Here is a 12,295-nt window from a genome sequence, read left to right as displayed (position 1 = left end):
GCTGTGGCCCCATGAGTGAGACCATTGTCTGGCCCGGTTCCTCCTACCCCCTGGGCTCCACGTTCGACGGCGCAGGCACGAACTTTGCGCTGTTCTCCGGTGTCGCGGAGAAAGTGGAGCTGTGCCTTATCGACGACGGCGGGGCGGAGACCCGCATCCCGCTGGAGGAAGTGGACAACCACGTCTGGCACGCCTACCTGCCCGGCGTGAGCCCCGGCCAGCGTTACGGCTACCGCGTGCACGGGCCGTGGGACCCGCACAACGGCAAACGCTGCGACCCGAACAAGCTGCTGGTGGACCCGTACGCGCGCGCTTTCGACGGCGAGTTTGACCAACACTCCTCGCTGTTTTCTTACGACGCGCACGCGGACGAGCCGGGCACGGGTCGCAACGAAGAGGACTCGCTGGGCCACACGATGCTGTCCGTGGTGATCAACCCGTTCTTCGACTGGGGTGACGACCGCGCGCCGAGAATCCCCGAGGGCGAATCCGTCATCTACGAGTGCCACGTCAAAGGCATGACGCAGACGCACCCCGGCATCCCGGAGGACCTGCGCGGCACGTACGCCGGCATGGCGCATCCGGTGATGGTGGACTACCTCAAGGATCTGGGCGTGACCGCGATTGAGCTGTTGCCGGTGCACCAGTTCCTGCAGGACGACCGCCTGCGGGATCTGGGCCTGCGCAACTACTGGGGCTACAACACGTTCGGATTTTTCGCCCCGGAGAACAACTACGCCTCATCCACTGCCCCGGGCGACGCGGTGGCCGAGTTCAAACAGATGGTGCGCTCGTACCACGAGGCGGGCATCGAGGTCATCCTGGACGTGGTGTACAACCACACCGCCGAGGGCAACCACATGGGTCCCACCATCGCGTTCCGAGGCATCGACAACGAGGCGTATTACCGGCTGGTGGACGACGACAAGTTCCATTACATGGACTACACCGGCACCGGAAATTCCTTCAACGTGCGCTACCCGCACTCGCTGCAGCTGATCATGGATTCGCTGCGCTACTGGGTCACGGACATGCACGTGGACGGCTTCCGCTTCGACCTCGCCTCCACCTTGGCCCGCGAGTTTTCGGACGTGGACCGCCTAGCCACGTTCTTCGACCTGGTGCAGCAGGACCCGGTGGTCAGCCAGGTCAAGCTCATTGCCGAGCCGTGGGACGTGGGCGAAGGCGGCTACCAGGTGGGCAACTTCCCTGCTCTGTGGAGCGAGTGGAACGGCAAGTACCGCGACACCATGCGCGATTTCTGGCGCGGCGAGGATTCCACCCTCGGCGAGTTCGCCTCGCGGCTGACCGGCTCGTCGGATCTGTACCAGCACAATGGCCGCCGGCCCACCGCGTCGATCAACTTCATCACCGCCCACGACGGGTTTACCCTCAACGACCTGGTCAGCTACAACGACAAGCACAACGAGGCCAACGGCGAGGACAACCGGGACGGCGAGAGCCACAACCGTTCCTGGAACTGCGGCGTGGAGGGTGAAACGGACGACCCGGAAGTGCTGGACCTGCGGGCGCGCCAGCGCCGCAACTTCCTCACCACCTTGTTGCTTTCCCAGGGCACCCCGATGCTCGCCCACGGCGACGAAATCGCGCGCACCCAGGGCGGCAACAACAACGTCTACTGCCAGGACAACGAGATCGCCTGGATGGACTGGTCCAGACTCGAGGAAGCGTCCGACCTGCACGACTTCACCCGTCGGCTGATTGAGCTGCGCCGCGACCACCCGGTGTTCCGCCGCCGCCGCTTTCTCGCCGGCGGCGCGTTGGGCGACGAGGAGCACGGCCGCGAGATCGCGTGGCTGACACCCGAGTGCACGCTGATGACGCAGGACGATTGGAATACCCCGTTCGGGCGTGCTCTGATGGTGTTCTTGGACGGCGAAGCTATCGCCGAGCCGGACGCGCGCGGACAGCGCGTGGTGGACGATTCTTTCCTGTTGATGTTCAACGCCCACTACGAAGACATCGACTTCACGATGCCGGACGCCGAGTTCGGCGACGAGTGGGAGGTAGTCGTGGACACCACCGAAGCGCTCGGCGTGCGCGAGAATGCCGAGCCGGTCCAGCCCGGCGCGGCTGTGACTGTGGGCCAACGTTCCACCGTGGTGCTGCGCCGCACCCAACCACCCGCAGGCGAAGGAAATTCGGAGGCCAGCCAGTAATGATCACCGCGCACGGCGCAACGTTGACCGTGACCAACGAGGCACTGACCCTCACTCCCACCGCACTCGCGGCCTCGTTGCGCGGCGGCAGCAACTCCCGCGAGGTGGCCATCGCCGACATCTCGGGCACCACCTCCGTCCCGGGCGACGCGTGGACCCGCCCGCGTGTGGACATCGACACTGCCGGCGGCACTGTGGCCGTCTGGTTCGCCCCCGGCGACGAGGAGGGCCCCGCCGAGCTTTGCAAGCTTCTCGACGACGCACAGCACGGCCACGCCCCTGCAACCGGCACCGTGGCCGGCGGCGCTGGCATCCCTGGCTTTTCCTTCGTCGGCTTCGACGTGGAGACAGCGAACCGCCGCTGGGGCTCGATTTGCCAAATCGGTTTGGTGAAGATAGTTGACGGCGAGGAGGTGGACCGCGCATCGTGGTTGTGCAAGCCGCCGGCGTCTCTCGCACAGTTCGAGGAGGGCAACGTGGCCATCCACGGCATCACCGAGCAAGACGTCGCCGACGCGCCGGACGTGTGCGACTGCATTCCGAAGATGGCCGAGTTCGTCGGCGATCTGCCTCTGGTGGCGCACAACGCCCAGTTCGACGCCTCCGCGCTGCGCGACGCCTGCCAAGCCTCCGACGTCGAGGTGCCGCAGATGCTGTTCGCCTGCACGCTCGCCCAGGCGCGCGCCACCAAGCTGGATGTGGCCAACCACCGCCTGCCTACGCTGGCGGAGCACTTCGGCATCACGCTGGACAACCACCACGACGCCTGCGAGGATGCCGCGGCCTGCGCCGGCGTGATGGTAGGCCTGGCGCGCCGGGCTGGCCACACCGGCAGCCTGATGAGCTTTGTGCACGACTCGGGCTTCACGCTCGGCTCGATTGACGCCGCCCGCGTGACCCCGGTGTTGCGCGACCGCTCCGGCGCGGGCCGCGCGATGCAGGCGGAAAAGGCGGCTCAGGGCGGAGTTGCCGCTGCGGTTGCAGCATCGGCGGCGCCGCAGGGCTCTAATCAAGCGGGCCCGGCGAAGCGGACGCAGCAAAACAAAGGTCCCCAGCGCCCCTGGCAGTCCGTGGCCACCCCAGACACTGTGCCGGAGCCGAACCCGGACGCAGATCCGAACGCGCCACTGTACGGCGAAAACGTCACGCTGACCGGCGAGTTTGAGCCGCACGACAAGGGCGAGCTGTGGCAAAAGATCGCCGAGCAGGGCGCGCAGGTGGGCAAGAACGTGACGAAGAAGACTACCGTACTGGTGGTGGGCGAATGGGCCACGGTGACCTCGAAGGAAAAACGCGCCCGCGAGCTGAAGGACAAAGGCCAGGACATCCAGATTTGGCAGGCCGACCAGCTGCTTGAGGCCCTGGGGTTAGACGAGCAGCCGCCGTTTTAAAAAAAACTTCGGCCCCTAGGGAACCGGGGCGGGTGCGGCTGCGTCTAAGTAGCCATGCAGCTTCTCCAACACGCACCCGTTCCCGCCACGGCGATCACGTTGCGGCTTGCGCACGTGGACGGCGCGGCAACTCGCGCGCGCATCGCCGCCGGTTTTAGCACCTCCACCGCATTTATCAGCCTCTCGCCTGGCTTGATGTGCGTATTCGACTCCCCTGACTCCACTGGCCTTACCCACCAAGAGGTCGGCGCCGCAGGTGTGAGCGCCCATCAGCTGTGGAACGTCGCGGCCGAACAGCTGATATCCCGCGCGCAGCGCGACGACGGCGTGGAGTTTCTAGTACGTTGCCCCAGCGTCGCGCTGGACTGCGACGAGCTGCCGCGAGGCTTCGAGGTGGACGGACACGACTCCCCCGCCGCCTGGTGGCTTTCCCACCCACGCCCCTTTACCCTGCTGCACCGCCACTTCGAGGCCGTGCTGCGGCCGCAGACCGGGCTGGTCTACGCCACCCGCGACTGGCGCGAGCTATTCGTTTTCGACGCGGACGCCGACGAGGTGGCGGGTCGCCTGCCCGGCGCGAATGTGCTGGCCTATTCCGTGGGGTTTCCCCTGCTGCGCCACACAAAATCCAGCTAGGGTGTGGGGCGTGAAGCGCCCCATCACCTCCACCTACCGCCTGCAGCTGCGTGGCCCGCATGCGGACCCTCACGGCCGCGCGTTCGGCTTCGCCCAGGCCGCCGAGCTTGTGCCCTACCTGTCCGACCTCGGGGTCTCGCACCTGTACCTCTCCCCGATCTTCGCTGCCGCGCCGGAGTCGAACCACAACTACGACGTGATCGACCCGACCGTGATCAACCCAGAGCTCGGCGGCATTGACGGGCTGCGCCGGCTTGCCCGTGTGGCGCACGGCGCCGGGTTGGGGCTGGTGGTGGATATCGTTCCTAACCACCTCGGCGTGGAAGTGCCGCGGCGCAACCGGTGGTGGTGGGACGTGCTCAAGCACGGGAAGGATTCGAACTACGCCCACTTCTTCGACATCGACTGGGCCGGGGACAACGGCGCGGGCGGCAAAATCGCGCTGCCGGTCCTTGGCGCACCCGGCGACACGGACGCGCTGAAGCTCAAGCACCCCGATGGCGAGGACGTGCTCACCTACTACGACCACGTCTTCCCACTCGCCCCCGGCAGCTACACCGACCTCAACGACGACCCGGCCGCCGTGCACGAGCGCCAGCACTACCGGCTGATGTACTGGCGCGACGGCATCATCTCCTACCGCCGCTTCTTCTCCATCAACGGCCTCGCCGGCGTGCGCCAAGAAGACGAAGACGTCTTCAACGCCACCCACTCCTGCCTGCGGGAACTTGTGGGCGAAGGGCTTATCGACGGCGTCCGCGTCGACCACCCCGACGGCCTGACCGACCCGTTTGGCTACCTCACGCGGCTGCGCGAGCTTATCGGCCCGGACACCTGGCTGATCGTGGAGAAAATCCTCGCGGCGGACGAGCCTTTGGATCCACGCCTGAACGTCGACGGAACCACCGGCTACGACGCGCTGCGCGAGTTCGACGGCGTCTTCGTCAACACCGACGCCGCCACCGCGCTGGGTGCGGTGGCGTTGCGCTTCAGCGGCACCACTTGGGACGCGCACGCTGTGGAAAAGGCCGAGTGGATGCTCAAAGCGCGCGTTGCGGAAGACGAGCTCGCTGCGGAGATCCGCAGGCTCGCCCGCGCGGTGCGCCACGACAGCCTCTCTTCCGCAGGCTCCCAGGTCAGCGACACGGCGCTCACCGAGGTGCTTGTGGAACTGGTTGCCGGCATGCCCGTCTACCGCGCTGACTACCGTTCGCTATCGAGAGTGACCGCGACGCTGATTGCGGAATTGGCCCAGAGCCCAATCGGGTTTGACGCGGCGGCGCTCGACCTTGTTGCGACTGCCTTGGCCGCGCACGGCGAGGCGGCCCACCGCTTCGCCCAGGTCTGCGGAGCGGTGATGGCCAAAGGGGTGGAGGACACTCTGTTCTACCGCGCGTGCCGTCTGGTAGCACTGCAGGAAGTCGGCGGCGCACCCGGGCGATTCGGCGTCAGCCAGGCTGAATTCCACCTCCTGCAGGACGAGCGCAGCAGGTTATGGCCGCGCACCATGACAACGCTGACCACGCACGACACGAAACGCAGCGAAGACACCCGCGCCCGCATGATCGAGATCTCTGAGGTGCCGGGCGAATTCAGCCAGCTCGTCGACGACGTGTTCGCGCTCACCCCGCCGCCTGACACCGCCACTGGCCTGTTTCTGTTGCACAACGTGCTGGGCGCGTGGCCGCGTGACGGCCGCGCGGACGAAGCATTCACCCAGCGCCTGCAGTCGTACGCGGTCAAAGCTGTGCGTGAGGCGGACACGCTGACGAGCTGGTACGACAACGACCATGACTACGAGGCACAAGTGACCGAGTGGATTGCGCACCTCACGCATGGCCCCGCTACGCGCCTCGTCGCGGACTTCGCGCGCACACTCGACCGCGGCGGGGTGGCCGTCTCGCTCGGACGCAAGCTGCTCCAACTTGTCGGACCCGGCATCCCCGACACCTACCAAGGAACCGAGTTTCTCGACTTCTCGCTGGTGGACCCGGACAACCGCCGCTTCGTCGCTTATCAGGCCCTTTGTGCTGGTGAGGGGGCTCGGGAGGACGTCGATAAGCAACGCCTTGTGCGCGCCGCCCTCACCTTGCGCCGCGAGCGCCCACAGCTCTTCCTCGAAGGCAGTTACCGGGCACTCTTCGCCGCCGGCCCCGCGCGCGAGCACGCAGTGGGCATGGTGCGATTGCTTCACGACGAACCACAGGTCATCGCCGTAGCGACCCGCGCCCCGCTCAGCTTGGAGCGCGCCGGAGGCTGGCGCGGCACCACCCTCACCCTTCCCGAAGGCACCTGGACCGACCGGCTCACCGGGCAGAAATATTCCGGCACTGTGGAGTTGTCGCAGCTGTGCGCCGAACTGCCTGCGGTGCTGTTGACCATGTAAGCTATCCCGCCGTTATGAGCACTGCAAAGCATCCCGCGAAGCCGGCGAAACCGAGGAACAAGGCGATGGACGACACCATCGCCCGCCTCGGGTCGACCTACTTTGCCTGGATGCGCGAACACGACGACATCGCGACGGCGTTTCGGCACGCGCTGCACGAACTCATGCGCGACGCCGGCGTCAACTTCGACCGCGTGGACGCGCGCGTGAAATCCTGGACCTCGCTGAAGGAAAAGGCCCGCAAGACGCGCGATGACGGCGAGATGGTCTACCCCGACCCGTGGCACGACATCAAAGACATCATCGGCGCGCGCATCACGGTGCTGCACTCCACCGAAATCCCGGCCGTGCAGCGCCTCCTCGCGGACCAATTCGAAGTGCTGCGCAGCGTGGACAAGGCCGAAGAAACGCGCGTGGCCGGCGGCTTCGGCTACGGCTCGCACCACATGATCGTGCGGGTGCAGGAGCAGTCCGAAGGCCTGGAAGAGTACGTCGGCCAAGTCTTTGAGGTGCAGATCCGCACCGTGCTGCAGCACGCCTGGGCCGAGTTCGAGCACGACATCCGGTACAAGCGCGCCACCGAGAACCTGGACCCGCAGGTGGACCGCGCCTTCACCCTCGCGGCCGGCCTGATAGAGCTTGCGGACCAGCAGTTCGACCAGATCGCATCGCTGGCGAACCCGGAGGACCCGGCAGACAAGGTCAACACCGATGTGGACGCGGAAATCTCCCCGGAGACCCTGCCGGGCATCCTCACCGTGCTGCTGGGCAACCAGTTCCCACTGTCGCGCGCGGGCGACTACCGCTTCTGCACGGAGCTTTTGCGCGCCCACGGCATGGAGCACGTCTCCGACGTCGCGGAGCTGACCAACCCGGCGGACATCGAGGCGATCTCGAACTCGCTGTCCTACCCCTTCGTGCCGGGCCAAGTGCGCATCGTGGACGATTTGCTGCTCAACCGCTTCGGCACCGAGCACATCGAGCGCACCTGGGATGCCGGCAACCGCCCGCAGGTACGGCGCAAGCGGCTGACTAACCGTTTGCGGCTTTTGCGCGGCGAGTAGTTCAGTTGCGCCGGCCCATCAGCCGGTCGATCTCGCGGCGCTGCTTCTTCGTCGGCCTGCCCGTGCCGCGGTCGCGCACCGGCGGGGCCGCAAACAGCTCGCGCGGCGGGGGCGGCGGCGAGTGGTCGATGTAGCAGGAGCGGGCAATCGGCGCGCCGACGCGCTTGCTCACAGTCGCGGCCACCTCAAGGATGTACTCGCGGTGGTCCTTCCACACGCGCACCGTCTCCCCCGGCACGACCTGCTGGGCCGGTTTAACGGCTTTGCCGTCGATTTTGACGTGCCCGGCGCGCACGGCGTCCGCGGCTTGGCTGCGGGTTTTGAAGATGCGCACGGCCCACAGCCAGGCGTCGATGCGCACCGCCGCCATGGTTGGCTGGGTCAAACTAGTACTGGTCCTTGTGGTTGACGATTCGCTGGACCTTGTTCCAGTTGGTGAACCCGCCTGCAACGGCGACTACGAGTCCGAGGAACAGGAAGGTCCAGGAACCGAAAATCAGGCCGAACGCGATGCCTCCGGCTACGCCGCCGCCGGCCCACAGGACGGCGTTGCGGGAATATTGGCGCACGGCGGCCTTGCGCTGTGCGATCGGGTCATTGGGGCGCGGCTGCATCGTCATGGGGTCTAAGTGTAGCGCCTTACGCGCCGCGTTCGACCCAGCGGTAGCCAGCCTCTTTCATCTCGGCGCCGCCGTGGGTGGCGGCGGCCAACAGCGCGTCCACACGCTCGCGCTCCCCCGGCTCGAACGCCAGGGTGTAGGTGGCGGCGCGCCCGTATTCCACGTCCACGACGTCGATGCCCGCAGCGCGCAGCTCGGACTCGATGCGACCGGCCTCCGCGTGGGGGAAATCCACGGTGCCCAGCTCGCGGACCTCGCGCGTGACGCGGGTGACGTGCTCGAGCGTGTCAGCCACGGATTCGGTGTAGGCGCTGACCAGCCCGCCGGTGCCGAGCTTGATGCCGCCGAAGTAGCGGATCGCAACCGCCACCACGTCTTGCATGCCGGAGCCTTTGAGCACCTCCAGCATGGGTTTGCCGGCGGTGCCGGACGGCTCACCGTCGTCCGAGGAGCGCTCGATGGGCTGCGCGGCGTCTTGGTGCACGATGAACGCGGAGCAGTGGTGGCGCGCATCCGGGTACTCCTCGCGCGCGGCGTTGATCACTTCGCGCGCTTCCTCCTCGGTGGTCGCGCGGGCAATCCAGCCGATGAAGCGGGAGCGCTTGACCTCGAACTCGTGGGTGACAAGTTCATCCGCGGGGCGGGCGTATGACTGCTCCATCGGCTTAGCCCGCAACGATGTAGTCGTACTCCGGCGTACCGGGTTCGAGGCGGCGGCACCCAATCGGCGAGGCGTCCATGCGCTCCAGCAGCCGGGTGAGGTCCTCCGAGTGGGCGAGTTCGATGCCTACGAGGGCGGCGCCGGTTTCCCGGTTGTTCTTTTTCAGGTACTCGAACAGGACGATGTCGTCTTCCTCCCCGAGGATGTCGTTGAGGAAGTGGCGCAGCTGGCCGGCCTCCTGCGGGAAGTTGACCAAGAAGTAGTGGCGCAGACCCCGGTGCACCATGGAGCGTTCCATAACTTCGGCGTAGCGCAGCACGTCGTTGTTGCCGCCCGAGATGATGCACACCACAGTCGAGCCGGGCGCCAGCTGCGCCAGCCCGAGGCCCGCCACGGAAAGCGCGCCGGCCGGCTCGGCGATGATTCCTTCGTTCTGGTAGAGCCCGAGCATCTCGGTGCACACCGCGCCTTCGTCCACAGCGAACAGTCCGGTGGCATCTCGGTGAGCGTTGAACACCTGCCAGGGGATGTCGCCGATGCGTTTGACCGCGGCACCGTCCACAAAGGGATCAATGTCTTCAAGGGTGACAGGTTCGCCCGCATCACGTGCCGCGCCTAGCGACGCCGCACCTTTCGGCTCCACCCCAACCACCTTTGTCGCCGGGGACATGTCGGCGAGGTAGGACATCACGCCGGAGATGAGCCCGCCGCCGCCCACCGGCACCAGCACGGAGTCCAGCTCCTTGCCCATGCTGGCTAGCTGCGCCACGATTTCGGCGGCGACGGTGCCTTGGCCGATCACCGTGTCGCGGGAGTCGAACGGCTCAATCACCGTCGCTCCGCGCGCCGCGGCGTCCTCGCGGGCGGCCTGCGCGGCCTCATCAAAAGTATTGCCGGTAACCACAAGCTCAATGGCGTCGCCGCCGTGGACGCGGATACGGTCGCGCTTCTGCTTTGGGGTGGGCTTGGGCACGAAGATCTTGCCCTGGATGCCCATCGCGCGGCAGGCGTAGGCCACGCCTTGGGCATGGTTGCCGGCAGACGCCGCCACGACCCCGGCAGCGCGGGCGTCTTCACTCAACCGGGAGATGCCGTAGTAGGCGCCGCGGATCTTGTAGGAACGCACGTCCTGCAGGTCCTCGCGCTTGAGGTATACCTCCACCCCGTGCTGCTCCGACAGGCGCGGGCAATACTGCAGCGGGGTCGGCGAAATCACCGATGAGATCCGGCCCTGCGCAAACCGGATGTCGGCTGCGTGGACTTCCTGGAAGGCGGAGTCGGACGTGTTCGGTGTGGCTGTGCGCATGGTTAGCGAGTCTACAACTGCCCCACTCGTTCACTCCCCCTTCACCTCACCGTAACTTCGCGCCCACCTTCAGGCTGTACACATGCTCACGTATTAGTTTTTGCAGCCTCCCCGAAAGGTTCCCCCATGAACGGACACCCTCTTTCTCGCACCGGCCTTTCCCGCACCGGCATCGCCGCCGCGTGCGCTACCGCTCTCACCCTCGGCTTTGTCTCCCCGGCAACCGCCGCCGTTGTTGCGGAACCGGTGAAGGATGTTGCCGACGGTGCCACCGCCGACATCTCGGTGCTGGGCTCCTACGGCGCTGGCGCGTTTGAGAAGTCCGCCGCCGAAATCGTCGCTTTCCACGCCGCTTCGAAGCGCATCCTCACCGTCAACGCACTGTCCGGCAAGATCGACGTCCTCGACGCGGCCGACCCCGCCAAGCCCACGAAGGTCGGCGAGGTCTCCGGCGGCGAGAACACCACCATTAACTCCGTCGCCGTGCGTAACGACGGCCTCGCGGTGGCCACCGTCGAACCGGAGAACAAAACCGATGCTGGCGAGCTGATCTTCTTCGACGCCGGCGCCGACAATCTGGGCGCCGTGCTCGGCCGCGTCGGCGTCGGCGCCCTGCCGGACATGGTCACCATCACCCCGGAGGGCGACTACGCGCTGGTGGCGAACGAGGGCGAGCCTGCTGAGGATTACTCGGTTGATCCGGAGGGCAGCGTAGCCGTCGTCAAGCTGCCTGCTGCTGTTGAGGCCGCAACGCAGGCCGACGTGCGCACCGCCGACTTCCGCGCCTTCGAGGGCACCCTGGCAGACAAGGGCGTGCACATCTACGGCCAGGTGGGCGCCTCCACGACCGAGGCGCAGAACCTCGAGCCGGAGTACATCGCAGTCGCAGGCGACAAGGCGTACGTCACGCTGCAGGAAAACAATGCCGTGGCCGTGGTGGACATCGCCTCTGCCACCGTCGAGGACGTGTGGCCGCTGGGCTACACCGACCGCCGCGAGGTGCCCATGGACATCTCCGACAAGGACGACAAGATCAACATCCGCACCGCGCCGGTCAAGAGCATCCTGCAGCCGGACTCGATTGCCGCCTACGAGGTTGACGGCACCACCTACTTGGTCACCGCCAACGAGGGCGACGCCCGCGACTGGGAGGCCTACTCCGAGGAAGAGCGCATCAAGAAGCTGGGCGGCAAGAAGGTGGCCCCGATCTGCGAGGGCTACGCCGGGATGACCGCAGCCGAGATCGAGGAGTTCCAGCAGGACGAGAACGCGGGCCGGTTGAAGATCACCACCGCATTCGGCCTGAACGAGGAGAAGAACTGCTACGAGGACCTCTACACCTACGGAGGCCGCAGCTTCTCCATCTTCACTGCCGACGGCAAGCGCGTGTTCGACTCCGGCGCCGAGTTCGAGGAGATCACCGCGAAGCTTCTGCCGGAGTACTTCAACACCAACCACACGGAAAATGAGTTCGAGTCCCGCTCCGACGACAAGGGCCCGGAGCCGGAGGGCGTCACGGTCGGCGAGATCAACGGCCGGACCTACGCGTTCATCGGCTTTGAGCGCCTCGGCGGCGTGATGGTCTACGACATCACTGACCCGGCGACGCCGGCCTACACCGCATACATCAACAACCGCGACTTCTCCATCAATATGGAGGAGCTCGCCGAGGAAGGCGACGACGCCGTGAAGGCCGGCTTGGACAAGGTCGGCGACTTGGGCGCCGAGGGCCTGACCTTTGTGCCGGCGAAGGACTCCCCGAACGGCGAGAACCTCCTGATCGTTGGTAACGAGGTTTCAGGCACCACCACCGTGTTCCAGGTGGACTCGCTCGTCGAGGCACCGGCTGAGCCAGCCGAGCCCGCTCAACCCGGCGCCGACGGTGCCGGCAGCTCCCTTTCCAAGGGCGGTGTGATCGCAATCGCACTTTCCGCTGTCGCGCTGGTTATCGGTGCGCTTGGCGCGCTCGGAAACGTTATGAGCTCGGTGTTTGCCAGGTAAACCCGCGCAGACGGGCAACGTTTGTCCATGAAATAAAGACCGTTGCTTCA

Annotated in this window: 10 protein-coding genes; 6 read left to right on the top strand and 4 right to left on the bottom strand. The window is 66.3% G+C overall.

Annotated elements, in window-relative coordinates; genetic code table 11:
• Positions 1-11 precede the first annotated feature (11 nt).
• From glgX to HMPREF2791_RS06285, 5 genes are read left to right on the top strand one after another with little or no spacing between them, the layout of a single operon-like run.
• Positions 12-2,180 (top strand): glycogen debranching protein GlgX, encoded by a 2,169-nt coding sequence (gene glgX, locus HMPREF2791_RS06305; protein ID WP_070844764.1) that lies wholly within the window; start codon positions 12-14, stop codon positions 2,178-2,180.
• The gene (locus tag HMPREF2791_RS06300) at positions 2,180-3,571 is read left to right on the top strand and encodes an exonuclease domain-containing protein (protein ID WP_070844763.1); all 1,392 of its coding nucleotides are present in this window, start codon (positions 2,180-2,182) and stop codon (positions 3,569-3,571) included. Before glgX ends, HMPREF2791_RS06300 begins: the two co-directional genes overlap by 1 nt.
• A gap of 54 nt (positions 3,572-3,625) precedes the next feature.
• Complete coding sequence (locus HMPREF2791_RS06295; RefSeq protein ID WP_070844762.1) at positions 3,626-4,207, top strand: hypothetical protein; 582 nt, start codon at positions 3,626-3,628, stop codon at positions 4,205-4,207.
• 10 nt (positions 4,208-4,217) lie between these two features.
• The gene (gene treY / locus HMPREF2791_RS06290) at positions 4,218-6,593 is read left to right on the top strand and encodes a malto-oligosyltrehalose synthase (protein WP_070844795.1); all 2,376 of its coding nucleotides are present in this window, start codon (positions 4,218-4,220) and stop codon (positions 6,591-6,593) included.
• 14 nt (positions 6,594-6,607) lie between these two features.
• Complete coding sequence (locus HMPREF2791_RS06285) at positions 6,608-7,657, top strand: GTP pyrophosphokinase (RefSeq protein WP_246825472.1); 1,050 nt, start codon at positions 6,608-6,610, stop codon at positions 7,655-7,657.
• 1 nt (position 7,658) lies between these two features.
• On the opposite strand, the gene HMPREF2791_RS06280 is transcribed toward HMPREF2791_RS06285, so the two are convergent.
• From HMPREF2791_RS06280 to ilvA, 4 genes are read right to left on the bottom strand one after another with little or no spacing between them, the layout of a single operon-like run.
• Positions 7,659-8,027: an RNA-binding S4 domain-containing protein gene (locus HMPREF2791_RS06280; protein ID WP_070844794.1), complete on the bottom strand. Its 369-nt coding sequence runs from the start codon at positions 8,025-8,027 to the stop codon at positions 7,659-7,661.
• Positions 8,028-8,043: 16 nt separating this feature from the next.
• A complete protein-coding gene (locus tag HMPREF2791_RS06275; protein WP_070475182.1) occupies positions 8,044-8,277 on the bottom strand; it encodes a hypothetical protein in 234 nt (77 codons plus the stop codon).
• Positions 8,278-8,296: 19 nt separating this feature from the next.
• Positions 8,297-8,938 carry a YigZ family protein gene (locus tag HMPREF2791_RS06270; RefSeq protein ID WP_070475181.1) on the bottom strand — a complete coding sequence of 214 codons (642 nt, stop codon included), beginning with the start codon at positions 8,936-8,938 and terminating at the stop codon, positions 8,297-8,299.
• A 4-nt stretch (positions 8,939-8,942) separates the two neighbouring features.
• Positions 8,943-10,244: a threonine ammonia-lyase IlvA gene (gene ilvA / locus HMPREF2791_RS06265; RefSeq protein ID WP_070844760.1), complete on the bottom strand. Its 1,302-nt coding sequence runs from the start codon at positions 10,242-10,244 to the stop codon at positions 8,943-8,945.
• Between the two features lie 126 nt (positions 10,245-10,370).
• Between ilvA and HMPREF2791_RS06260 the strand changes: the two genes are divergently transcribed.
• Positions 10,371-12,245 carry a choice-of-anchor I family protein gene (locus HMPREF2791_RS06260; protein ID WP_210400163.1) on the top strand — a complete coding sequence of 625 codons (1,875 nt, stop codon included), beginning with the start codon at positions 10,371-10,373 and terminating at the stop codon, positions 12,243-12,245.
• Positions 12,246-12,295 lie beyond the last annotated feature (50 nt).

This window comes from Corynebacterium sp. HMSC034A01, from assembly GCF_001838175.1.
Classification (GTDB): domain Bacteria; phylum Actinomycetota; class Actinomycetes; order Mycobacteriales; family Mycobacteriaceae; genus Corynebacterium.
Note: the sequence above shows the minus strand (reverse complement) of the source record. Positions and strands in the feature narration are given on the sequence as shown.